Here is a 22008-nt window from a genome sequence, read left to right as displayed (position 1 = left end):
GATGACGACTCCGACGACCCACGAGACCTCCCCGGTCCTGCCGCTGCCCGCCCGGCTCGGCTACGGCGCGGCGGTGCTCGGCGGCGTGCTCGCCGCCGCCTCCGCGGCCATGTCCTGGACCTGGACGCCGGACTTCCCCGGCGACCTGACGTACTACGGCTCCCCGGCCGGCCTGCAGTGGCTGGCGCTGGCCGGCGGCCTGCTGACCGCGCTGCTGGCACTGGCCGCGGCCGGCCTGAAGGGCCTGCGCTGGCTGAGCCCGTCGGGCGGCCACAACGGCGTGCTGCTCGCCGCGCTGGGCACCATGGCGGTGTGCTGGTACGCGGTGGCGGCGATCGCCGTCGAGCTGAACGGCCTGGTCAACCTGGACCCGGGCGGCTGGCTGGCCGCGGCCGGCTCGCTGCTCGCCGTGGTCGGCGCGCTCGGCCTGCCGCTGGACCGCCGCCGCACCGTCCGCCACCCCGAGCTGCACTGGGGCCTGTACGCGGCGCTGGTGGTCTCGGTGGTGCTGCGGGTCGGCTTCGGCCAGGGCTGGGCGCTGCACGCGGTGCCGCCGGGCATCCGGCCGATCTTCACCGAGAACCTGTGGTTCTTCGTCGCGCTGCCGCTGGCGATCGCCGGGTTCCGGCTGTGGCGGCTGCTGGACGGATGGCTGCGGATCGGCCGGATCGAGCGCCCGCTGCCCGCCGCCTGGAAGCTGCCCGCCTGGGCGGAGATCCTGGTGGTCACCGCGGTGTTCGCGGTGGGCCTGGGCGTGGTCGAGTTCGGCGTCTCCACCGAGTACGGCGAGCTGTTCGTCGGCTTCCTGCTGCTGACGGCCTTCGGCACCGCGGCGCTGCTGGCCTCGGGCGCGATCGGCCGGCTGCGCGAACTGACCGCCCGGAACCGGGCGGTGACCACCGGCGCGGCGTTCGCGGCGGCGGGCGCGTTCCCGTTCACCCAGGGCAGCGAGACGTACGTGCTGATCGGCACGAACATCCTGATCTTCGCCACGGTGGCGCTCGGCCTGAACGTGGTGGTCGGCCTGGCCGGCCTGCTGGACCTCGGCTACGTGGCCTTCCTGGGCGTCGGCGCGTACGCGGCGGCGCTGGTGTCGGGCTCGCAGTTCTCGGTGTTCAGCGGCGTGCACCTGCCGTTCCCGGTGGCGGTGCTGATCGGCGCGCTGGCGGCGCTGGTGTTCGGCGTGGTGATCGGCGCGCCGACGCTGCGGCTGCGCGGCGACTACCTGGCGATCGTGACGCTGGGCTTCGGCGAGATCTTCCGGATCGCCATGAACAACCTGGACGGCCGCTCCGGCCCGAGCCTGACCAACGGCCCGAACGGCATCGCGGCGATCCCGGACGTCAACCTGTTCGGCTTCGACTTCGGTTCGGCGCACGACTTCGCGGGCCTGCACCTGGGCAAGAACGGCAACTACCTGCTGCTGATGCTGGTGGCCACCGCGATCGTGGTGACGGTGTTCGGCCGGGTCGCCAACTCCCGGATCGGCCGGGCCTGGGTGGCGATCCGCGAGGACGAGACGGCGGCCGAGGCGATGGGCATCAACGGCTTCCGGGTGAAGCTGATCGCCTTCGCGCTGGGCGCGACGCTGGCCGGCCTGGCCGGCGCGGTGCAGGCGCACGTGTCGGGCGCGATCTCGCCCGACCAGTACCTGTTCAGCAGCCCGACGCCGCCGAACTCGGCGTTCCTGCTGGCCGCGGTGATCCTCGGCGGCATGGGCACCATCAGCGGCCCGCTGGTGGGCGCGGCGCTGCTGTTCCTGATCCCGGCGAAGCTGGAGTTCCTGCAGTCCTACCAGCTGCTGGCGTTCGGCGTGGCGCTGATCCTGCTGATGCGCTTCCGCCCGGAGGGCCTGATCGCCGGCCGGCGGCAGCAGTTGGAGTTCCACGAGGCGCAGCTGCCCGCGCAGGCCGCCCCGACCGACGACGTACCGACCAAGGCAGGGGCGTGAGCGCCGTGACCACCGACACCGCCCCCGCCGCCGCGGCGCCCGCGCCGCCCGCCGAGACCGTGCTGGAGGCCTCCGGCGTGGTGATGCGCTTCGGCGGCCTCACCGCGGTCAACAACGTGGACCTGACGGTCCGCCAGGGTGAGATCGTCGGTCTGATCGGCCCGAACGGGGCCGGGAAGACCACCTTCTTCAACTGCCTGACGGGGCTGTACGTCCCGACCGAGGGCACCGTGACGTACAAGGGCCGGGTGCTGCCGCCGAAGCCGCACCTGGTGACCCAGGCCGGGATCGCCCGGACCTTCCAGAACATCCGGCTGTTCGCCAACATGACGGCGCTGGAGAACGTCCTGGTGGGCCGGCACACCCGCACCAAGGAGGGGCTGTTCTCGGCGATCCTGCGCGGCCCGGGCTACCGGCGGGCCGAGCGGGAGGGCCGGGAGCGGGCCCGGGAGCTGCTGGAGTTCTGCGGCCTCGGCGCGAAGGCCGACCACCTGGCCCGGAACCTGCCCTACGGCGAGCAGCGCAAGCTGGAGATCGCCCGGGCGCTGGCGTCCGAGCCGGGCCTGCTGCTGCTGGACGAGCCGACCGCGGGCATGAACCCGCAGGAGACCCGGGCCGCCGAGGAACTGGTGTTCGCCATCCGGGACCTGGGCATCGCGGTGCTGGTGATCGAGCACGACATGAAGTTCATCTTCAACCTGTGCGACCGGACCGCCGTGCTGGTGCAGGGCCAGAAGATCGTCGAGGGCGACCGGGAGACCGTGCAGAACGACGAACGGGTCGTCACCGCCTACCTGGGCGCCCCGCTCGAAGGAACCACCGCAGCTCAGGAGGACGGCCAGTGACCGCTCTGCTGGAGGTCGAGGACCTCCGTGTCGCCTACGGCAAGATCGAGGCCGTCAAGGGCATCTCGTTCACCGTCGAGCAGGGCGAGGTCACCACCCTGATCGGCACCAACGGCGCCGGCAAGACCACCACCCTGCGCACCCTGTCCGGGCTGCTCCGGCCGACCGCGGGCAAGGTCCTGTTCGAGGGGCAGGCGATCGACACGGTGCCCGCGCACCGGATCGTCGCGCTGGGCCTGGCCCACTCCCCCGAGGGCCGGCACATCTTCCCGCGGATGACCATCGAGGAGAACCTGCTGCTCGGCGCGTTCCTGCGGCGCGACGCGGCGGGCATCGCCGAGGACGTGGAACGGGCCTGCACGCTGTTCCCGATCCTCGCCGAGCGCCGCAAGCAGGCCGCCGGCACCCTGTCGGGCGGCGAGCAGCAGATGCTGGCGATGGGGCGGGCGCTGATGTCCCGGCCCAAGCTGCTGATGCTGGACGAGCCGTCGATGGGCCTGTCGCCGCTGATGATGCAGAAGATCATGGCGACCATCGTGGAACTGAAGGCCGCGGGCACCACCATCCTGCTGGTGGAGCAGAACGCGCAGGCCGCGCTCTCGCTCTCGGACCGGGCGTACGTGATGACCACCGGGAAGATCACGCTGTCCGGCACCGGCGCGGAGCTGCTGCACGACGAGTCGGTGCGCCGCCAGTACCTGGGCGAGGACTGACCGCCCGTCGCACGCGCGGGAGCGCCCCCGTCCGGACCGGTGTCCGGGCGGGGGCGCTCCCGCGCGTGCGGGGGGCGGTCAGTCCTCGGCGGCGTCGGCCTTCTTGCGGTCCTGGGCGGCGCCCTCCTCGATCACGGCCTCGGCGACGGCGGCCATGGTCATCCGGCGGTCCATCGAGGTCTTCTGGATCCAGCGGAACGCGGCGGGCTCGTTCAGGCCGAACTTGGTCTGCAGCACGCTCTTGGCGCGGTCGACCAGCTTGCGGGTCTCCAGCCGCTGCGAGAGGTCCGCGATCTCCTGCTCCAGGGTGCGCATCTCGGTGTAGCGGGAGACCGCCATCTCGATCGCGGGCACCAGGTCGCTCTTGCTGAACGGCTTGACGATGTAGGCCATCGCGCCGGCGTCCCGGGCCCGGTCGACCAGCTCGCGCTGGGAGAACGCGGTGAGCATCAGCACCGGGGCGAGGTGCTGCTCGTGGATCCGCTCGGCGGCCGAGAGGCCGTCCAGGACGGGCATCTTCACGTCCAGGATGGCCAGGTCGGGCTTGAGCTCCTCGACCAGTTTGACCGCCGTCGCGCCGTCACCGGCCTCACCGACGACGGTGTAGCCCTCCTCCTCCAACATCTCCTTGAGGTCGAGGCGGATCAGTGCCTCGTCCTCGGCGATGACGATTCGGGTGATCTGGGGCGAGTCGGTGTCAAGCGGCTGGGCCTGCTCGTCGGCGGTGCTCACGGGGCTCCTCGGTCCGGCGGGGTGCTGCATGCATGAGCCTACCCAGACACGGTATGTTTGGTTCACCGCGGTGGGGGGTTCGACCTTCGATCCGCTGGGCCCCGATAGCCCAATCGGCAGAGGCAACGGTCTCAAACACCGTCCGGTGTGGGTTCGAATCCCACTCGGGGCACTTTCTCTTCGAATCCAAGGCGGCGGCAGCCTCCTGGAGGCCGCGCCCTCACCCGGCGCGGAGCGTGACCGCCACCGGCCGGTCCGCCGCCCCCTCGACCAAGCCGTCCGCGGCCTCCAAGGTGTACGTCCCGGCGGTGTCGCCGTAGAAGTCGAACCAGGCCGCCAGGCTGACGGTGTCCGGCCGGCCCGGGTGGGCGGTGGCGTCGACCGGGGTGCTGGGGGCGAGCCGGCGGCCGTCCGGGAGCGTCAGGTGCAGCACCAGCTGCTCGGGGGTGGTGCCGGCCGGGGCCTCGAACAGGACCTCCACGCTGTGCTGACCGGGCTTCAGGGCGCGCAGCGAGCGGGGCACGAAGGGCGTGGTGCCGATCGGCACGGCCCGGGCCGGCAGCGGGTTGCCGGTGCAGTCCTCGCGCAGCCGGGCGGAGGACAGCACCAGCCGGTAGCGGCCGACGTGCACGGTGTCGGCGGAGGGGTGCAGCACGGTCGGCCGGAGGTCCACCGGGTCCTGCCCGGAGCGGGCCCCGATCGGGAGCACCGCGCGGGCGGCCCCGGGGGCGGCCAGCACCAGGGCGAGCCGGTTCGGGTCGAGCAGCTGCCCGGGCGGGCCGACGTCCTGCACGGTGACGGTCAGCGAGGCCCGGCCGAACGGCGGCGGCTGGACCTCCAGCGGGCCGCTGACCGCGACGCCCTCCTGCTCCAGCGCCACCCGGGGCAGCGCGGAGGCGGCGGGCACCGGCGACTCGACCACCACGCCCAGGACCAGTTCGACCTCGGTGCGGCCGTTGGGCTGCGCGGTCGCGGTCACCCCGGTGAGCCGGTAGGAGCTGCCGCCCCACCACGCCGTCCGGTCCACCGCCACGCTCCGGGCCACCGCCCGCGCCGGACTCCCGGAGGCCACCGCCTGCAGGGTGTCCGCGCCGTAGGGGGTGCAGCCGGCGGTGAGCACGGCCGCGGCGCAGAGCGCAGCGGTGCGGCGGCGTATCAAGCGGTTCCAACCCCCGTTCGCGGCGCGGGCCCGACCCCGGTGGCCCACCCGAGGCATGCTACCCACAGCGGTGGCGGTGGTGCGGCGGGTGACTGACGGGACGTCACGCGACGGCCGGGGCCGCGCCGTCCGGAGCGGACGGAACGGCCCCGGCCGCGGGGTCAGTTGGCCGGTTCGCCGACGTGGTGCACCCGCACCAGGTTGGTCGATCCGGCCAGGCCGGGCGGGGAGCCGGCCGTGATGATCACGACGTCGCCGGGCTTGCAGCGGCCCAGGCTCAGCAGCGCCGAGTCGACCTGGGCGACCAGTTCGTCGGTGGTGGTGACGAACGGGCCGAGGAAGGTCTCCACGCCCCAGGTGAGCGCCAACTGGCTGCGCACGGCGGGCTCGTAGGTGAACGCCAGGACCGGGATCGGCGAGCGGTAGCGGGTCAGCCGGCGGGCAGTGTCGCCACTCCGGGTGAACGCGATCAGGTACTTGGCGTCCAGGAAGTCGCCGATCTCGGCGGCCGCCCGGGCGACCGCGCCGCCCTGGGTGCGGGGCTTGCTGCTGGTGGTGAGGACGGGCAGGCCGGCGGCGAGGACGTCCTCCTCGGCGGCCTCGACGATCCGGGCCATCGTCTTCACCGTCTCGACCGGGTACTTGCCGACCGAGGTCTCGCCGGAGAGCATCACCGCGTCGGTGCCGTCCAGCACCGCGTTGGCCACGTCGGACGCCTCGGCGCGGGTCGGCCGGGAGGCGTTGATCATCGAGTCCAGCATCTGGGTGGCGACGATCACCGGCTTGGCGTTGCGCTTGGCCAGCTTGACGGCGCGCTTCTGGACGATCGGCACCTGCTCCAGCGGGAGTTCGACGCCCAGGTCGCCGCGGGCGACCATGATGCCGTCGAAGGCGTCCACGATGGACTCGAGGTTCTCCACCGCCTGCGGCTTCTCGATCTTGGCGATGACCGGGATCCGGCGGCCCTCCTCGGCCATGATCCGGTGCACCGCCTCGACGTCCTTCCCGCTGCGCACGAACGACAGCGCGATGACGTCGGCCCCGGTCCGCAGGGCCCAGCGCAGGTCTTCGACGTCCTTGTCGGAGAGCGCGGGCACCGAGACGGCGACACCGGGGAGGTTGAGGCCCTTGTGGTCGGAGACCAGTCCGCCCTCGATGACGATGCAGTGCACCCGGGGGCCCTCGACGTGGGTGACCTCCAGGCAGACCCGGCCGTCGTCGACCAGGATCCGCTCGCCGCGCGAGACGTCCGCGGCCAGGCCCTTGTACGTGGTGCCGCAGATCTCGCGGTCCCCGGGGACGTCGTCGACGGTGATGGTGAACTCGTCCCCGCGCTCCAGCAGGACCGGCCCGTCGGCGAAGGTGGCGAGGCGGATCTTCGGGCCCTGCAGGTCGGCCAGCACCCCGACGCTGCGACCCGACTCGTCCGAGGCCTTGCGGACCCGGTGGTAACGCTCCTCGTGCTCCGCGTGGGAGCCGTGGCTGAGGTTCAGTCGGGCGATGTCCATACCGGCGTCGACCAGGGCCTTGATCTGGTCGTACGAGTCTGCGGCAGGCCCGAGAGTACAAACGATTTTTGCTCGGCGCATACAGCAGAGCCTAGGCATTACCGGGTCGTAACAGCGCGGTTCCGGCCAGTCCTCCCATGGCAGTTGGCAAAAGATTTGGTGAACGGACCTGCACCGGGCGGGCGGTGGCGCGCGGAGTGGGCGCCCGCCGCCCGGGTTGACGCACGGCAGTTCGCCCGGCGGGTGCTCCGCGGGCGTCCGGCGGCCCCGGGGCGGGTCCGCGGCGGGCGGGCGCGCCACCCGGGGGTCACCCGGATCTCACCTGTTGGATGGCGAATGGGTCTGGCCTCGGGGGCCGGAAACCGGCAGACTGCCAGTCGCGTTTTCTACGCGCGTCACCACGGGTGGCGGGGCGTCACCTGCCCTGCCCCGGACGCCGGCTGACCGCCCGTACCGCCCGACTTGGAGTCCTCGATGTCCCTCAACCGCCGTGACTTCGTCACCCGCTCCGCCGCCACCGCGGCCGGTGCCGCCCTGGTCGGCGGCCTGTCCGCCGCCGCGGCCACCCCCGCCGCCGCCGCGGACCACGACCGGGACGAGTCCCACGGCAGGGGCCCCGTCCCGTTCAAGGGCGCCTTCACCGTGATGGGCACCACCGACCTGCACGGCCACGTCCTCAACTGGGAGTACTTCACCGACTCCGAGTACGACGACGCCGCGCACAACGACGTCGGCCTCGCCAAGATCTCCACCCTGGTCGAGCAGGTCCGCAAGGAGAAGGGCCGCGGCCGCACCCTCCTGATCGACGCCGGCGACACCATCCAGGGCACCCAGCTCTCCTACTACTTCGCCCGGATCGAGCCGATCACCGGCAAGAAGGCCCCGCGCCACCCGATGGCCACCGCCATGAACGCCATCGGCTACGACGCCGCCGCGCTCGGCAACCACGAGTTCAACTACGGCATCCCGCTGCTGCGCGCCTACCAGGACCAGCTGGAGTTCCCGCTGCTCGGCGCCAACGCGGTCGACCCCAAGAGCGAGAAGCCGGCCTTCCCGCCGTACGTCATCCGCGAACTGCACCTCGGCCACGGCCGCCCGGTCCGGGTCGGCATCCTCGGCCTGACCAACCCCGGCATCGCCATCTGGGACAAGGCCAACGTGCAGGGCAAGCTGGCCTTCCCGGGCATCCCCGAGATCGCCGCCAAGTGGGTCCCCAAGGTCCGCGCGGCCGGCGCCGACGTGGTCGTGATCACCGCCCACACCGGCGTGGACGGCGCCTCCTCCTGGGGCGACCAACTGCCCTTCTCGGAGAACGCGGGCGCCGAGATCGCCGCGACCGTCCCCGGCGTGGACGCCATCCTGGTCGGCCACGCCCACAAGGAGGTCCCGCAGCGGATCGTGGTCAACCAGCAGACCGGCAAGAACGTCGTGCTCTCCGAGCCCGCGCTCTGGGGCGAGCGGCTGACCTGCTTCGACTTCGAGGTCGAGTTCTCCCGCGGCCACTGGACCGTCACCGGCGTCAGCGCCCGGCTGCTGAACTCCAACACCGTCACCGAGGACCCGAAGATCGTCAAGCTGGTCAAGGACCAGCACCAGAAGGTCGTCGCCTACGTCAACCAGGTCATCGGCACCTGCAAGGAGACCCTCTCCATCGCCGAGTCCCGGTTCCGGGACACCCCGATCATCGACCTGATCGGCCGGGTCCAGGCCGACGCCGTCCGCGACGCGCTGGCCGGCGGCCAGTACGCCGCGCTGCCGGTGCTCGCCCAGGCCGCGCCGTTCAACCGCACCGCGGTCATCCCGGCCGGCGAGGTCAAGCTGCGCGACGCGGCCGGCCTGTACATCTACGAGAACACCCTGGAGGCCCGGATCCTGACCGGCGCCCAGCTCAAGGACTACCTGGAGTACTCCGCCAAGTACTACGCCCAGGTCGCCCCCGGCGCGCCGATCGACCGGGACGCCCTGACCAACCAGGCCAACAACACCCCCGACTACAACTACGACTCGATCTACGGCCTGTCCTACGACATCGACATCGCGCAGCCGGTCGGCAGCCGCATCGTCAACCTGTCGCACCAGGGCACGGCGGTCGACCCGGCCGCGCAGTTCGTCCTCGCCGTCAACAACTACCGCGCCAACGGCGGCGGCAACTTCCCGCACGTCGCGGCCGCCCAGCAGGTGTGGGCCAACTCCGACGAGATCCGCAACACGATGATCGCCTGGGTCAAGGCCAAGGGCGTCATCGACCCGGCCGACTTCTCCGGCGGCGCCAACGGCGGCTGGCGCCTGGTCCGGGCCGGCGTCCCGGTCTTCTAAACCCCCAGACCCCGACCGGAGACAGCCGCCGCCGAGCTCGATCGGACGGCCGCGCGGGCACGACCCCTGGAGATCACTCCGGACGGCCGTGCCCGCGCTGCTGCCGCGAGCCGGCCCGGCTGCCCGACGCCGACCACCTGCCACCGCTCCGAGCCTCCCGGCACCGAACCGTCGGGAGGACCGTCCGACTCGCGGCCCGCGCAGGGGCGTTGAGGGGGATCCCGGGAACGGACAAGGCCGCCCACCTCTCCGGGCATCTCGGCCCGGGAGCCACGCTGCCGGTGTCCGTCCCCGGCACCGCCGAGGTGCAGTTCGCGGACGGCTCCCGGCCGACCGTGCCGCAGCGCTCCGCGAAGGAGGTCTTCGCCCGGCCGACCGGCCGGAGCGACGTCCGCGCCACCCGCTGCGACAGCCGGCCGACCGTCACCGCCGTCCGGCCCGGCACCACCACCGCGGCCGCCTCACGCGGGCAAGCCACCCTCCCGGTCCGGGAGTTCACCCCCTCCGGCCACGACCGGCCGTTCCGCCGCCCCGCCGTCCTCTCCCGGGCCCCGGCCGCCGGCCCCACCGCGAACACCTTCAACGGCTCCTCCGCCATGCTCGACCCGGTCTCCGCCGACGGCCCGGTCGTCACCGCCGCGGTCCCGCACGGCAGTTGCGGCACCGTCGCCCCGGCGAGGTCCACGAGACCGACCTGGCGGTCGTCCCGATCGGCCGCGTCGACCGCGCTCCCGCCCGGGCCTGCGACGCCGCCCTGCGCTCCGCGCTGGTCGCGTTCCGCCTCTCCCGCCCGCTCGGCGCCCGCACCGTCCCGGGCCTCGCCGACGGCCGGCCCCGGTTCCCCCTCGGCCGCCCCGACCGCCCCGGCTGACGCCGGCGGCCGGGCCGCCGCCCCTCCCCCGACGGGCGGCGTAAATGTCTCGGAGCGGATATTCCCACCGCTTCGAACAGCGACTCGCCGACGAGGGCCGGAAATCAATCACCGGCGATCAGGAAATGGCCCGGACGATTCTCCGCCGACCCGCCGTCGGCGATTTCCACGGGTCGCCGGATCGGGCCGCCGACTCGGGCCGGTGAGCTTTCCCGGGGGATTTCCTTCCGCATTCCGTTCCGGACCGGGACCACTCCGGCCCATCGGTCGGCGGCCCGCCCGGCACCCGGTCCGCACCGCGTACACGCGAGCTGTCAAGTCGCCCCGAGCGGGTGTCCCGGCCCGTGCGGGCCGGGCCGCTCCGGGGCGGGCGAGCTTGTGCCCAATGTCGGCAGTTCCCACAGGATGTCCTGACATACGGGCAAGTTGAGGGTTCGTCAGACATGCGCGGAACCTCTTCCGGCGGTCGCGACCAGCCACGCCGGAAGCCACGCCCCACCGGGAGGGTGGTCTACTCCAATCCTTGACAGCGCTCACACGGGTACCCCAGGATGATCGTCAGCCGCCGCTTGTTCAGGGCGCGGACCAGTAATTCATCCACTTCGTAGGCCGTTCACGGGGGACAGGCTGCCGGAGCTTGCAATGGCGCAGGCGGCACAGTCGGATCGAAGTCCTTGCACATTTCCCCGTGGCCGCCGCACGCCATCTGCTGAACAGGCCGGGGCTTTCGCCTGCCCTCTCGCACGCCTGGTCGGCCGCGCCACCAAACGGGATGAGGTTTCGTCAGACGTGCAAAGCAATGCAGAAACGAAATCCGCACGACCAGTTCACGCACGACGGATCGCCCGGAGAGCCGAGCACGCGCCACCGGACTTCGAGACCGACATGTGGGCCCGGATGGCCCTGCCGGCGGCACCGTCCTTAGCGCCCGCCGAACCGGCCTCGGCCGCGGGTCTGAGGCTCGCGCTGTCCCTCCTGGAGGAGGGCGTGCTGACCAGCCGGGGCGCACGTTCTCGCGGGGCGCACGGGGCGCGGGCGGTACCGTCCGCCGGGGCCGTGTACCCGTACGAGTTCGCCGTCCTCACGCGGGAGAACGGCCGGCCGACCGCCTTCCTGGTCGACTCCGACCGCCGCACCTGCACCCGGCTGGCCGCCGGGGGCGTCGCCGAAGCGCTGCGTGCCTCGACGCTGGAGATCCCCGCGGGCGACGGCGCGGTGATCGTGACCCTCACCCGCCCCTGGTTGTCGATGCGCAAGTACGGCGACCGCGGCTACCTGTACACCCAGCTCGATGCCGGGCACGCCGTCGGGAACCTGCTGCTGGCCACCACCGGCCGGCGCGCGCCGGGCACGCTGCGGCTGCGCTTCCCGCGCTCGCCCCTGTCGGACCTGCTGGAGGCCGGCGAGAACTGCCGGGAGGTGCACTCCGCCCTGCTGGTCCCGGCGGCCGAGGCCGACGACGCCTGGGCCCGCTGGACCGTGCACGACGACGCCGACCGGGAGCGGCGCGAGCCGGCCTGGCGGTCCTGGCTGGAGGAGACCTGCTGGGACTCCCTCTCCGCACGGGCGGAGCACCCCGGGAGCACCCGCGCGCCGGACGCCTCCGCGCCCCTCGCGCAGCTGCCCGACAGCGGCCGGCCGACCGGCGCGCAGGACGGCCTGGGCGATCCGTCCGACTGGCCGGAGCTGCTCGCCGCGCGGGCCTCCAGCAAGGCGTTCGTTCCCGGCACCGTCCCCGCGGCCGAGGTCTGGCAGGCCGTCTCGGCCCTGTCCACGCCGGTGCGGACGGACCTGCCGGCCGACTCCCCGATGGGCGCCACCCTGGTCCTGCGGTCGGCGGAGGAACCCGAGCACAACGCCGTCCACCTGCTGACCGGCGAGGGTGCACGGCGACCCGGCCGGCTGCCGTCCACCGACGAGGTGGTCCGCGCCTGCATGCAGCAGCGCAGCCTGGCCGACAGCGCAGCCGTCGTCCTGCTGCACGCGCCGCGAACCGCGCTCAGCGACACCGCCGCCGAGGCGGCCGCCGGCAGCGAGGACCTGCGCGAACTCGCCTTCCGGTGCGGCGCCCTGGGCCAGTTGCTGTACCTGGGGGCGACTCGCGCCGGGATCGGTGTGACCGGCGTCGGCGGCTTCGACGCGGCGCTCTGGCACTCGCTGGCCGGGCTGCCGGACAGCGACGAGATCCTCTACGTCCTGCTGCTCGGGCGCCCGGACGACTCCGGCATCAAGTTCGACCGGCTCGCCACCGCACACGCCCAGAACGAGCGGTGAGGCCACGATGAACGCCGTCCTTCCCGGCGCCTTCACGGACGCTCTCGCCCGGCACGGCGACCGTGTCGCGGTCACCGACGCCGACACCTCGCTCAGCTACGCCGAACTGGCCGACCGGGCCCGGGCCGCCGCCGCCCGGCTGGCCCCGCACGGCGCGGCCGGCGAGCGGCTGCGGATCGGCTTCTACGCCGCCAACTCCACCGACTACGTGGTGGGTTACCTGGCCGCCCTGTTCGCCGGCGCGGTTCCCTTCCTGGCCGACTCGGCCTTCGGGCCGTTCGAGCTGGCCCGGATCGCCGAGGACTGCGGACTGGACCTGCTGGTCCACGCACCGGATGCCGACGTCGAGCAGGTCACCGAGCGGATCCCCGGCGCGGGCGAGTTCGCGGGGGGCGAGTTCGGCGGCCTCACGGTCAGCCGGGTGCGCCGCTTCGACGCCCCCGCCCCACCGCTGCTGCCCGACACCGAGGTCTGCCGCTTCACCTCCGGCTCCACCGGCCGGCCCAACTGCATCGAGTTCTCCGGCGCGGCCGTGCTGGCGGCGGCCCGCAACTGGGTCGAGGGAACCGGGCTCTCGGCCCGGGACCGGATCGCCTGCCTGGCCGCGCTCTCCAACGGCCTGGCCTTCAACACCTCCTTGCTCGCCGCCTTCCTGCCCGGCGCCTCGCTGCACCTGTCGCGCGGCCTGCCGACCGCCTCCCGGATCGTGCGGCTGCTGGAGAGCACCGGTGCCACCCGGCTGGTGGCCTTCCCGGCGCTGTACGAGTCGATCGTGCGGCGCTCCTCCACCGGGGGCTTCGCCGGCGTCCGCGCCGCGATCTCCTCGGGAGCCCCGCTGCGCGACAGCGTCCGTGAGGAGTTCACCCGGCTCACCGGCGTGCCGATCCACAACTACTACGGCGTGGCCGAGGCAGGGCCCCTGACCTTCGCCGCCGACGGCACCGGCACCGGGCTCGGCACCCCGCTGCCCGGTGTGGAGGTGATCGCGGACGAGGAGGGGCTCCGGGTCCGGAGCGAGTCGATGGGCTCCCGCTACCTCAACGCCCCCGGGGTCTTCGAAGCGCGGGTCGACGACGAGGGCCGCTACCGCACCGGCGACCAGGGCCACCTGCTCGACGGCGTGCTCCACCTCACCGGCCGCACCGGGCGACTGGTCAACGTGGGCGGACGCAAGATCGACCCGATCGAGATCGCCGAGGTGCTGCGGAAGGCCGCCGGAGTGCTCGACGTCGTCGCCTTCGAGGCCGAGGGCCGGCACGGCGACCCGGTCCTGGCCGCCGTCCTCGCCGTCGAGGCCGGTCCCACCGTGCAGTCCCTGCGCGCCCACTGCGCGGCGCTGCTGCCCTCCTTCAAGGTGCCCTCGGTCTTCCACCTGGTGGACCGGATACCGGTGAACTCGATCGGCAAACCGTCGGTCGAGCGCCTGCGGCGGCTGCTCGCCGAAGCCCGGAGCAACTGACCCCCTCCCCAGCACAGGAGCCCACCATGGACAACAGCTCTCTCCACACCAAGATCCTCGACCTCGCGGTCGCGGCCGGCGACGGCAGCTTCACCGCCGGCGAACTCGCCGAGGCCGGTTACTCGTTGAGCGCGGTCAGCTTCTCCTCGCTCTCCTACATGCGCCTGATCGACAGCATCGAGAACGACCTCGGCGTCTACCTGGACCCGGAGGTCGGCGCCGAGCACTACGAGACCATCGACAGCGTCGCGGCCCTGGTGGTCGCCAGCGGTGTCGGCGCCGATGCCTGATGAGGTGCCCGCGACCGGCGGCCCCGCCCTGGGCGTCGTCGGTCGCGGGCGGCTCGGCTCGGCCCTGCTGGCGGCCTGCCGGGCCGACGGCACGCGGGTGTCGCTGACCGCCTCCCGCCGCGACGGCTGGCAGGTCGACGCCGTGCCCGACGTCCTGGTCGACGCGAGCGCGCCCGAGGCGCACGCGGACGTCCTCGCGTACTGCACGGCGTACCGGGTGCCGCTGGTCGCCTGCGTCTCCAACCTGACGGACGCCCAGTGGACGTCCCTGGAGGAGCTGGCGACGGTGGTGCCGGTGGTGCGCGCCACCAACCTGTCCTTCGCCCACTACGTCCAGCTGCGCATCGCCGAGTTCACCGCCGCCCTCACCCGGGGCCCGCTCGGCCCGACCACCACCACCGTCCGGGAGCGGCACCCGATCGGGAAGGCGCACCGGCCGAGCGCCACCGCGCTGGTCCTGGCGCAGACCTGGGCCGGGGCGAGCGGCCGGACGGTGGCCGACATCGCCGACGAACGCGCCGGACTCCCCGTCAGCGAACACGAGTTGACCCACACCTGGAACGGCGAGTCGCTGCACGTGCGCCACCACGTCGGCAGTTGGGCGGTACCGGCCCGGGGCGCGCTGACCGCCGCCGGCTGGGCCCGCACCGCCGCGCCCGGCCTGGTCACCATGCGGACCGTCTACGACGACCTGACAGCAAGGAGCACGCCATGACCACCGCAGAGGTGCGGCCGCTCAGCCCCGCCGAACGCCGGCTCGTCCTCCAGGTCGCGGTCGGTGCCCGGATGCTCTCCCTCGACGGGCACGACGACTTCAACCAGGGCCAGATCTCGGCCCGGATACCCGGCCGCGACGAGTTCTTCATCAAGGGCGCCCTGGTCGGCTTCGACGAGGCCGCCCCCGCCGACGTGGTCCGCTGCTCGGTCGACCACACGCTGCCCGCCCCACCGCTGGCACCCCCGGAGCTGCCGCTGCACCAGGCGATCTACCGGGCGCGTCCGGACGTCAACGGCATCGTGCACAGCCACGCGCCGTACACCCTGCTGTTCGGGGCCACCGACCTGCCGATGCGTCCGATCTCCCACGACGGCGCGTACTTCCGGGACCGGATCGGCCTGTTCACCGAGACCAGCAACACGGTCCTGGACATCGGGACGGGTGACGCCATCGCCAAGGACCTCGGGGACCACCCGGCCGTCCTGCTGCGCAACCACGGCGGGGTGGTCGTCGGCAAGAGCGTGCGGCACGCCGCCGTCTTCGCGCAGGTGCTGGAGCGCGCCTGCCGGCTCCAGCTGACCGCCGAGGGCACCGGCGTCCCGTACGTCTGGTCCACCGAGCAGGACGTGGCCGCCAAGCAGGACTTCATCTACGCCGACCTCTCCGTCCGCTCGTACTGGGACTACGCCGTCCGCCGGGTCGGCCGGCACTGGCCCGAGACCGTCGACTGGACCCGCGGCTGACCGTCGTCCCGCCCGCCTCGGACGGCTCCCGGAGCGGTCCGGGCCCGTCCTTCCCCGCCCACGCACCCACGCACCCACGCACAGAGCCGGAGCGCCATGCCGACCTTGACCACCGCCGACCCGCCGCGCCACGACCGTGCCCGGGTGCAGCGACGGACCGTCCGGACCCTCGTGGTCGCCGAGGTGATCAGCGGCAGCGGCATCGCCACGGGTTTCGCGGTCACCAGCCTGCTGGCCGAGGAACTCGGCGGGAGCGCCACCGTCGCCGGCCTGTCGCAGACCGCGGCGACGCTCGGCGGCGCGGCCGCGGTGGGGGCGATCGCGGCGATCACCCACGTCCGGGGGCGGCGCCCCGGGCTGGCCACCGGGTACCTGGCCGCCGCAGTGGGCGCGGTGGCCTGCGTGGTGGCCGCGGTGGTGCACAGCTTCCCGCTGTTCCTGCTCGGCATGGTGTTCTACGGGGCCGCCGGGGCCACCGGCCTGCAGGCCCGGTTCGCCGCCGCCGACCTGGCCGAGCCGCAGCGCCGGGGCCGGGCCATGTCCCTGGTGCTCACCACCACCGTGGTCGGCGCCGTGATCGGGCCCAATCTCACCGGACCCGGTGCCGCGATCGCCGAACACCTGGGCCTGCCGCCGCTGTCCGGCACCTACCTGTTCGCGATCGTCGGCTTCGCCGCCGCGTTCACCGCGATCGCCGTCTTCCTGCGCCCCGACCCGCTGCTGCTGGCACGCGGGCAGGACGAGGCCGGGGAGCGGGAGAAGCCGCCGCCGCTGCGCGCCATGCTGAAGGCGCTGCGCGGGAACCGCCCGGCCGTCCTGGCGATCCTCAGCATCGTCGCCGGGCACCTGGTGATGATCGCGGTGATGTCGATGACCGGCATCCACATGCACCACGCCGGCACCGGGCTGGGTGTCATCGGCATGGTGCTCAGCGGCCACCTGGCGGGGATGTACGGGTTCTCCACCGTGTTCGGCTGGGCCGTGGACCGTTTCCGCAGCACCCCGGTGCTCTACGGGGGCACCGCCGCGATGCTGCTCTCGCTGTGGCTCTGCGGCACCGCCGGCGGCGACGACGTCGTCCAGCTCGCCGTCGCGCTGGCGCTGCTGGGGCTCTCCTGGTCGGCGGTGCTGGTGGCGGCCTCGGTCCGGCTCTCCGAGAGCGTCCCGGTCGCCGAACTGCCGGCCGCCCAGGGGTTCTCCGACATGGCGATGAACCTGGCCGCGGCCGCGGGGGCCGCACTGTCCGGCGTCGTCCTCGAACGGCTCGGCTTCGCCACCCTGAGCGCGCTGTCCGCGATCGTCCTGCTGCTGCCCTTCCTCGCCCACCCCGCGCTGCACCCGAAGACGAACCGATCCGCCTGAAACCCGGGGCCGCCCCGGGTCCCTCCCTGCGAACGGACCGCCACACCATGACGATCCCCACCACCTTCCACGTCACCCCGCCGACACCCAACACCTCCACGGAGGTCCGCCCCGCCACCCGGGGCGCGGCGGTGCCGGCCACCCACACCCAGCAGGAGCGCCTGATCTGGGGCCGGCACGTGCACCAGGTGAACAACAACATCGCGCTCGGCCTGCGCTTCGACGGGCGGCTCGACGTCGCCCTGCTGGAACGCAGCCTCAACCTGCTGGCCGAACGCCACGAGACGCTGCGCACGGTCTTCCCCGAGGCGGACGGGGAGTCCTCCGAGGAGCACGTGATGCTGCTGCTCCCGCCGCAGCCCCGCGCCCTCCCCGTCCTGGAGGCACCCGACGAGCCCGCGGAGACCCGCCTGCCGCGGGTGCTCGCGCTGCTCGCCGAGCACGCCAACCAGCCCTTCGACCTGGCTGCCGGGCCGCTGTTCCGCCCCGTGCTCGGCCGGGTGAGCGAGAGCCTGCACGTGCTCTCGATGACCACCGACCACATCGTCTTCGACGCCTGGTCGGCCCGGATCATGATCAACGACCTGCTGACCATCTACGCCTCGGAACAGGGCGACGACGTACCGCCGCTCCCCGAACTCCCCGTCCAGTTCCCGGACTTCGCCCTCTGGCAGCACGGCCACCTGGGCGACGTGCAGCTGGAGCGCCAGCTCGGCTACTGGCGCAAGCAGCTCGACGGCATCACCCCGATCCCCGCCTCCGGCCTGGCCGACCCGGACGCGCCCACCGGCGCCGAGCCGGGCGTGACCAAGTTGCTCGAACCGGTCGGACCGGAACTGAGCGCCGCCGTCGAGGAGTTCGCGGTTCGCGAGCGGGTGACCTCGGCCGTGGTGCTCGCCGCGGCGCTCAAGGCCGCCATGTGGCGCCTGCGCCTGGAGACCGTGGGCGAGGACGCCGCCGGCGACGTGGCGACCTTCGGTTCGCTCGCCAACCGGACCCGGCCGGAGACCGACGCGATGGTCGGCTACGTGGCCACCCCGGCCACCTTCCGCACCCGCTTCACCGGGGGGACGCCCTTCGGCGAACTCGTCCGCCTGGAAGCGCAGACGCTGTTCAACGCGATGCGCCACCAGCGGATTCCGTTCTCGCTGATCAGCCGGGAACTCGCCCCCGAGCAGTACGGCGTCCGCTTCCGCGAACCCGGCAGCGTCCCGATCTACCTCAACTTCGACATGGACATGGTGGAGGACGAGCGCGAGCCGCTGCTCCGGCCGTCCGGCCTCGACGTGCAGCCGATCGGCATCCCGATGCCCGAGGTACCGCGGGGCGGCCTGCGGGTCATCGGCTACCGGCGCAAGGACGGCATCGCGATCGAACTCCGCTACCGCCACGACCTCTACGGCCGCGACTGGGCCACCCGCTTCGTCCGCCTGATCCACGCGTTCCTGCAGCACGGCGTGGACGCGCCCGACACCCCCATCGAGGAGCTCACCGCATGACCGCCGTCCCCCACCTGCCCCGCCTGATCGCCGTGGACCTGGACGGCACCCTGCTGCGCCCCGACTACTCGGTCTCGCCGCGGACCCGCCGGGCCGTCGCCCTGGCCCACGAGCACGGCATCGAGACGGTCTTCGTGACCGTCCGCCACGCCGCCGCCATCGAGTACATCGTCGAGGCCCTGGACCTGACCGGGGAGGCGATCTGCTGCGGCGGCGCCGCACTCTGGCAGGTGCCCTCGATGGAGCTGACGGAGGCCTCCACGATCGACGCCGAGACCGCACGCGAGACGGCCGCCCGGCTGAAGCGGGCACTGCCGGACGCCGCGATCGGCTGGATGCTGGCGGACCGGCGGGTCGGCTACGCGCCCGACTACCCCGAGCCGCTGCTGATCGGCGAGTCCTACCGCGCCGACCCGGCGACCATCGACGTCCCGGTGCTCAAGCTCTTCGCCGTCACGCCCCGGCTGCGCGAGATCGACACCGCGGAGGTCGAGGAGATCCTCGGCGGGCTGGTCGCCGTCTCCCACCACCACAGCGGTGTCGTCGACCTGGTGACCCACGGGGTGAGCAAGATCGCCTCGCTGGAGAAGCTCTGCGCCGAGCGCGGCATCGCCCCCGCCGAGGTGATCGCCTTCGGTGACGCCCGGACCGACCTCGACATGATCCGCTGGGCCGGTCGCGGGGTGTTCATGGCGAACGCCGATCCCGCCCTGCACCCCGAGGCCGACCTGATCGCGCCCTCCAACGCCGAGGACGGCGTCGCCGTCGTCCTGGAGAACCTGCTGCGGCCGCAGCACCCGACGCTCGCCGAGGTGGCCCGATGAAGATCCAGCGCATCCTGCCCAGCGAGGAGGCCGCCGACCTGCTCGACCTGGTCCGGGACCTCGCCGCCAACGAACTCGCCCCGCGGGTCGCCGAGTTCGAGGCCAACCACGAGTTCCCCCGGGAGGTCGTGCGCACGCTCGGCAAGGCCGGGCTGCTGAGCCTGCCCTACCCCGAGGAGTACGGCGGCGGCGGGCAGCCGTACGAGGTCTACCTCCAGGCGCTGGAGGAGGTCGCCTACCACTGGCTGGCCGTGGCCGAGTCGGTCAACGTGCACAACCTCGCCTGCTTCGGCACCGCCACGTACGGCACCCGGGCCCAGCGCGAGGAACTGCTGCCCGACATGCTCAGCGGCGAACTCCTCGGCGCGTACTGCCTGTCCGAGCCGGAGGCCGGTTCGGACGCGGCCTCGCTCTCGACCAGGGCGACCAAGGAGGACGGCGGCTACCGCATCTCGGGGACCAAGTCCTGGGTCACCCACGCCGGTCACGCGGACTTCTACAACGTGTTCAGCCGCACCGGCGGCCCGGGGGCCCGCGGCCTGTCCTGCCTGGTGGTGCCCGCGGGCACGCCCGGCATGGTGGTGCACGAGCGCGAGAAGAAGCTCGGCGTCTGGTCCTCGCCCACCGCGCAGATCGGCTTCGACTCCGTGCGGGTCCCGTCCGACCGGCTGGTCGGCCGCGAGGGCAAGGGCTTCCTGATCGCGATGGGCGCGCTGGACTGCGGCCGGCTGGGCATCGCCGCCTGCGCGGTCGGCCTCGCCCAGGCCGCCGTCGACTACGCCGTGCGGTACGCCAAGGACCGCCGGCAGTTCGGGGAACGGATCATCTCCTTCCAGGGCGTCGGATTCATGCTGGCGGACATGGCCACCCAGGTCGCCGCCGCGCGGGCGCTCACGCTGGCCGCCGCCCGTCTGAAGGACGCCGGCCTGCCCTACTCGCTGGAGGCGGCGAAGGCGAAGCTCTTCGCCACCGACATGGCGATGAAGGTGACCACCGACGCCGTCCAGGTGCTCGGGGGCGCCGGCTACGTCGCCGACCACCCGGTGGAGCGCTTCATGCGCGAGGCCAAGCTGCTGCAGATCGTCGAGGGGACCAACCAGATCCAGCGGCTGGTCATCGCCCAGGGCCTGGCCTGACCCGGGGGCACGGGCGGGTGCGCGAGGCGGGAGGCACCCGCCGGCAGGATCGCGGCTCGGGCAGTGACCTGCCGTTGACCGCGACCTCGCCGGCGGTGCGCAGCCTGTCGCGCCCGCCGTGCGCGGCGACTGTCAGAACGGGAAGCGCGACCGCCCGTGCTGGATCGAGATCCACTTGACGGTGGTGAACGCGTCCACGCTGGTGTCGCCGTTCAACCGGCCCACGCCGGAACCCTTCTCGCCGCCGAACGGCACGATCGGTTCGTCCGCGATCGTGCCGTCGTTGACGTGGATCATGCCGGTGTCGATCCGCTGGGCGAACCGGACGCCGCGCTCGACGTTCGCGGTGTGGACGGCGCCGGAGAGGCCGAACGGGGTGTCGTTGGCGATCCGGACGGCCTCCTCCTCGCCGTCGAAGGGGATCAGCAGGGCGACCGGGCCGAACACCTCGCGGCGCAGGATCGGGTCGTCGGCGGGGATGTCGGTGAGGACGGTCGGCCGGACCAGGGTGCCGACGGTGGTGCCGTGCAGCAGCGGGCGGGCGCCGTCCGCTATCGCGCGGTCGACCTCGGCGGTGATCGCCTCGGCCTGGGCGGAGTTGATCAGCGGGCCGAGCTGGGTGGCCGGGTCGCCGGGGTCGCCGACGGTCAGCGAGGCGACCTTGGCGGTGAACTTCTCGCCGAACTCGGCGAGCACCGCGCGGTCGACCAGGATCCGGTTGGCGGCCATGCAGATCTGGCCCTGGTGGGTGAAGCGGCTGGCGACGGCGGCGTCCACCGCGTAGTCGAGGTCGGCGTCGTCGAGCACCACCAGGGCGCTGTTGCCGCCGAGTTCGAGCACCGTCCGCTTCAAGTGCGCGGCGGCGACGGTGGCGACGTGCCGGCCGACGGAGTCCGAGCCGGTGAAGGCGATCACCTTGGGGACGGGGTGCTCGATGAAGGCGTCGCCGATCTCGGCGATGTCGGTGAGCACCACGTTCAGCAGGCCGGCCGGCAGCCCGGCCTCCTCGAAGACCTTGGCGATCAGGGTGCCGCCGGCCACCGGGGCGTCCTGGTGCGGCTTGAGGACGACCGCGTTGCCGAGCGCGAGCGCCGGGGCGACGGCCTTGAGCGACAGGAAGACCGGGGCGTTGAACGGGCTGATCACGCCGACCACGCCGACCGGGAGCCGGTAGAGCCGGTTCTCCTTGCCGGGGACGGGCGAGGGCAGGATCTTCCCCTCCGCGCGCAGGGCCAGCGCGCCGGCCTCCCGCAGCATGTCCTTGACCAGGGCGAGCTCGAAGGCGGACTTCCCGAGGGTGCCGCCGAGTTCGACGGTCATCACCTGGAGGATCTCGGCCTCGCGCTCCTCGACCACCCGCAGCGCGCGCTCGAAGACCAGGCGCCGCTCGTAGGGGCTGGTGGCGGCCCAGGCGGGCTGGGCCCGCTCGGCGGCGCGGTAGGCCAGGTCGATCTCCTCGGCGGTGGCGACCGTGAACGAGGCCAGTTTCTCCCCGCTGTACGGGTCCAGGTCCACGATGTCCCAGGAGCCGGTGCCCGGCCGCCACTGGCCGTCGATGTACTGCAGGGCGAGTTCCGCGATCAAGGACATCCGATCCCTCTCGGCGCT

General features: G+C 73.0%; 18 protein-coding genes and 1 tRNA gene. 15 read left to right on the top strand and 4 right to left on the bottom strand.

The features are described from left to right. Window position 1 precedes the first annotated feature (1 nt). From EDD39_RS15810 to EDD39_RS15800, 3 genes are all read left to right on the top strand, one after another. Window positions 2-1951: a branched-chain amino acid ABC transporter permease gene (locus EDD39_RS15810; protein ID WP_123560479.1), complete on the top strand. Its 1950-nt coding sequence runs from the start codon at window positions 2-4 to the stop codon at window positions 1949-1951. Window positions 1952-2034: 83 nt separating this feature from the next. Then, the gene (locus tag EDD39_RS15805) at window positions 2035-2796 is read left to right on the top strand and encodes an ABC transporter ATP-binding protein (RefSeq protein ID WP_227480507.1); all 762 of its coding nucleotides are present in this window, start codon (window positions 2035-2037) and stop codon (window positions 2794-2796) included. Beyond that, on the top strand, window positions 2793-3509 hold the full coding sequence (locus EDD39_RS15800; protein ID WP_030460075.1) for an ABC transporter ATP-binding protein: 717 nt from the start codon (window positions 2793-2795) through the stop codon (window positions 3507-3509). Before EDD39_RS15805 ends, EDD39_RS15800 begins: the two co-directional genes overlap by 4 nt. 78 nt (window positions 3510-3587) lie before the next feature. On the opposite strand, the gene EDD39_RS15795 is transcribed toward EDD39_RS15800, so the two are convergent. Beyond that, on the bottom strand, window positions 3588-4271 hold the full coding sequence (locus EDD39_RS15795; RefSeq protein WP_425269687.1) for an ANTAR domain-containing response regulator: 684 nt from the start codon (window positions 4269-4271) through the stop codon (window positions 3588-3590). A gap of 68 nt (window positions 4272-4339) precedes the next feature. On the opposite strand from EDD39_RS15795, the gene EDD39_RS15790 reads away from it, so the two are divergent. Continuing rightward, window positions 4340-4413: transfer RNA gene (locus EDD39_RS15790), tRNA-Leu, on the top strand. Window positions 4414-4461: 48 nt separating this feature from the next. Here EDD39_RS15790 and EDD39_RS15785 read toward each other — a convergent pair. Together EDD39_RS15785 and pyk are read right to left on the bottom strand one after the other, a co-directional pair. Beyond that, a complete protein-coding gene (locus EDD39_RS15785) occupies window positions 4462-5448 on the bottom strand; it encodes a hypothetical protein (RefSeq protein WP_148089453.1) in 987 nt (328 codons plus the stop codon). A gap of 113 nt (window positions 5449-5561) precedes the next feature. Further along, window positions 5562-6989 (bottom strand): pyruvate kinase, encoded by a 1428-nt coding sequence (gene pyk / locus EDD39_RS15780; protein ID WP_123556611.1) that lies wholly within the window; start codon window positions 6987-6989, stop codon window positions 5562-5564. Between the two features lie 393 nt (window positions 6990-7382). On the opposite strand from pyk, the gene EDD39_RS15775 reads away from it, so the two are divergent. From EDD39_RS15775 to EDD39_RS15720, 11 genes are all read left to right on the top strand, one after another. After that, window positions 7383-9224: a bifunctional metallophosphatase/5'-nucleotidase gene (locus tag EDD39_RS15775; protein WP_123556609.1), complete on the top strand. Its 1842-nt coding sequence runs from the start codon at window positions 7383-7385 to the stop codon at window positions 9222-9224. Between the two features lie 655 nt (window positions 9225-9879). Then, complete coding sequence (locus EDD39_RS15765; RefSeq protein ID WP_123556605.1) at window positions 9880-10095, top strand: hypothetical protein; 216 nt, start codon at window positions 9880-9882, stop codon at window positions 10093-10095. Between the two features lie 1056 nt (window positions 10096-11151). Then, window positions 11152-12369 (top strand): nitroreductase family protein, encoded by a 1218-nt coding sequence (locus EDD39_RS15760; RefSeq protein ID WP_162870037.1) that lies wholly within the window; start codon window positions 11152-11154, stop codon window positions 12367-12369. Window positions 12370-12376: 7 nt separating this feature from the next. Beyond that, window positions 12377-13828 (top strand): class I adenylate-forming enzyme family protein, encoded by a 1452-nt coding sequence (locus EDD39_RS15755; RefSeq protein ID WP_123556601.1) that lies wholly within the window; start codon window positions 12377-12379, stop codon window positions 13826-13828. Window positions 13829-13854: 26 nt separating this feature from the next. Continuing rightward, window positions 13855-14118: a hypothetical protein gene (locus EDD39_RS15750; protein ID WP_123556599.1), complete on the top strand. Its 264-nt coding sequence runs from the start codon at window positions 13855-13857 to the stop codon at window positions 14116-14118. Further along, window positions 14111-14833 carry a dihydrodipicolinate reductase C-terminal domain-containing protein gene (locus EDD39_RS15745; protein WP_148089452.1) on the top strand — a complete coding sequence of 241 codons (723 nt, stop codon included), beginning with the start codon at window positions 14111-14113 and terminating at the stop codon, window positions 14831-14833. Before EDD39_RS15750 ends, EDD39_RS15745 begins: the two co-directional genes overlap by 8 nt. Then, window positions 14830-15579: a class II aldolase/adducin family protein gene (locus tag EDD39_RS15740; RefSeq protein ID WP_123556595.1), complete on the top strand. Its 750-nt coding sequence runs from the start codon at window positions 14830-14832 to the stop codon at window positions 15577-15579. The genes EDD39_RS15745 and EDD39_RS15740 overlap by 4 nt, the downstream gene beginning before the upstream one ends. A 96-nt stretch (window positions 15580-15675) precedes the next feature. Next, window positions 15676-16941, top strand: coding sequence for an MFS transporter (locus tag EDD39_RS15735; RefSeq protein ID WP_123556593.1), 1266 nt, complete (start codon window positions 15676-15678; stop codon window positions 16939-16941). Window positions 16942-16988: 47 nt separating this feature from the next. Continuing rightward, complete coding sequence (locus EDD39_RS15730; protein ID WP_123556591.1) at window positions 16989-18440, top strand: condensation domain-containing protein; 1452 nt, start codon at window positions 16989-16991, stop codon at window positions 18438-18440. Continuing rightward, window positions 18437-19264 (top strand): HAD family hydrolase, encoded by an 828-nt coding sequence (locus EDD39_RS15725; protein WP_123556589.1) that lies wholly within the window; start codon window positions 18437-18439, stop codon window positions 19262-19264. The genes EDD39_RS15730 and EDD39_RS15725 overlap by 4 nt, the downstream gene beginning before the upstream one ends. Then, window positions 19261-20400, top strand: coding sequence for an acyl-CoA dehydrogenase family protein (locus tag EDD39_RS15720; protein WP_030460088.1), 1140 nt, complete (start codon window positions 19261-19263; stop codon window positions 20398-20400). The genes EDD39_RS15725 and EDD39_RS15720 overlap by 4 nt, the downstream gene beginning before the upstream one ends. Window positions 20401-20532: 132 nt before the next feature. Here the strand turns inward: EDD39_RS15720 and EDD39_RS15715 are convergent, their stop codons facing one another. Then, on the bottom strand, window positions 20533-21990 hold the full coding sequence (locus EDD39_RS15715) for an aldehyde dehydrogenase family protein (protein WP_123556587.1): 1458 nt from the start codon (window positions 21988-21990) through the stop codon (window positions 20533-20535). Window positions 21991-22008 lie beyond the last annotated feature (18 nt).

The sequence above is a fragment of the Kitasatospora cineracea genome (assembly GCF_003751605.1).
In the GTDB taxonomy this organism is placed as follows: Bacteria; Actinomycetota; Actinomycetes; order Streptomycetales; family Streptomycetaceae; genus Kitasatospora; species Kitasatospora cineracea.
Note: the sequence above shows the minus strand (reverse complement) of the source record. Positions and strands in the feature narration are given on the sequence as shown.

What these genes read in the sequence shown, in the direction of transcription:
- EDD39_RS15720 (WP_030460088.1), top strand. Translation starts at nt 19,261, where the DNA reads ATGAAGATCCAGCGCATCCTGCCCAGCGAGGAGGCCGCCGACCTGCTC.
- EDD39_RS15735 (WP_123556593.1), top strand. Translation starts at nt 15,676, where the DNA reads ATGCCGACCTTGACCACCGCCGACCCGCCGCGCCACGACCGTGCCCGG.
- EDD39_RS15805 (WP_227480507.1), top strand. Translation starts at nt 2,035, where the DNA reads ATGCGCTTCGGCGGCCTCACCGCGGTCAACAACGTGGACCTGACGGTC.
- EDD39_RS15755 (WP_123556601.1), top strand. Translation starts at nt 12,377, where the DNA reads ATGAACGCCGTCCTTCCCGGCGCCTTCACGGACGCTCTCGCCCGGCAC.
- EDD39_RS15725 (WP_123556589.1), top strand. Translation starts at nt 18,437, where the DNA reads ATGACCGCCGTCCCCCACCTGCCCCGCCTGATCGCCGTGGACCTGGAC.
- EDD39_RS15795 (WP_425269687.1), bottom strand. Translation starts at nt 4,271, where the DNA reads ATGCAGCACCCCGCCGGACCGAGGAGCCCCGTGAGCACCGCCGACGAG.
- EDD39_RS15810 (WP_123560479.1), top strand. Translation starts at nt 2, where the DNA reads ATGACGACTCCGACGACCCACGAGACCTCCCCGGTCCTGCCGCTGCCC.
- EDD39_RS15750 (WP_123556599.1), top strand. Translation starts at nt 13,855, where the DNA reads ATGGACAACAGCTCTCTCCACACCAAGATCCTCGACCTCGCGGTCGCG.
- EDD39_RS15730 (WP_123556591.1), top strand. Translation starts at nt 16,989, where the DNA reads ATGACGATCCCCACCACCTTCCACGTCACCCCGCCGACACCCAACACC.
- EDD39_RS15715 (WP_123556587.1), bottom strand. Translation starts at nt 21,990, where the DNA reads ATGTCCTTGATCGCGGAACTCGCCCTGCAGTACATCGACGGCCAGTGG.
- EDD39_RS15775 (WP_123556609.1), top strand. Translation starts at nt 7,383, where the DNA reads ATGTCCCTCAACCGCCGTGACTTCGTCACCCGCTCCGCCGCCACCGCG.
- EDD39_RS15745 (WP_148089452.1), top strand. Translation starts at nt 14,111, where the DNA reads ATGCCTGATGAGGTGCCCGCGACCGGCGGCCCCGCCCTGGGCGTCGTC.
- EDD39_RS15740 (WP_123556595.1), top strand. Translation starts at nt 14,830, where the DNA reads ATGACCACCGCAGAGGTGCGGCCGCTCAGCCCCGCCGAACGCCGGCTC.
- pyk (WP_123556611.1), bottom strand. Translation starts at nt 6,989, where the DNA reads ATGCGCCGAGCAAAAATCGTTTGTACTCTCGGGCCTGCCGCAGACTCG.